Annotated in this window: 1 protein-coding gene; it reads right to left on the reverse strand. The window is 68.9% G+C overall.

Going from position 1 to position 750, the window contains the following annotated elements:
* Positions 1–746 (reverse strand): SDR family NAD(P)-dependent oxidoreductase (locus RJ1_RS45115; RefSeq protein WP_073371186.1); only part of this gene is annotated, 746 nt, incomplete at its 3' end.
* Positions 747–750 lie beyond the last annotated feature (4 nt).

Here is a 750-nt window from a genome sequence, read left to right on the forward strand (position 1 = left end):
CGCAGGGCGCCGTCCATACGAATGGTCTCACCGTTGAGGTAGTCGTGTTCGACGATCATCTGAGCGAGTTGCGCGTACTCGGCGGGCTGGCCGAGGCGCGACGGGAACGGGACACCGGCCTCGAGGCCCTTGCGGTATTCGTCGGTGACGCCGGCGAGCATCGGGGTGTCGATGATGCCGGGGGCGATGGTGTTGACGCGGATGCCGAACTGCGCGAGGTCGCGGGCGGCGGGGACGGTCATTCCGTGCACGCCGCCCTTGGATGCGGAGTAGGCGATCTGGCCGATCTGGCCCTCGAACGCGGCGACGGACGCGGTGTTGATGACGACGCCGCGCTGCCCGGACTCGTCGACGGTGTCGGTCTTGGAGATGGCGTCGGCGGCCAGGCGCATCACGTTGAACGTGCCGAGCAGGTTGACGGTGATGACGGTGCGGAACAGTTCGAGGTCGTGCGGGCCCTTCTTCGACAGGATGCGTCCGGCCCAGCCGACGCCGGCGCAGTTGACGACGATGCGCAGCGGCAGTCCCGACTCGACGATCGTGTCGATGGCGGCCTGGACCTCGTCACCGCTGGTGACGTCGGTGGCGAGGAGGGTGACGCCGTCGGGGACGTTGTCGCCGGCACGCTCGATGGACTGCTGCAGGTCCAGTCCGAACACGGTGGCTCCGGCGCCGGCGAGACGCTTGGCGGTGGCGGCACCGAGGCCCGAGGCGGCTCCGGTGACCAGTGCGGCGGTTCCCTGAATATTC

Source organism: Rhodococcus jostii NBRC 16295 (genome assembly GCF_001894825.1).
Taxonomy (GTDB): domain Bacteria; phylum Actinomycetota; class Actinomycetes; order Mycobacteriales; family Mycobacteriaceae; genus Rhodococcus_F; species Rhodococcus_F jostii.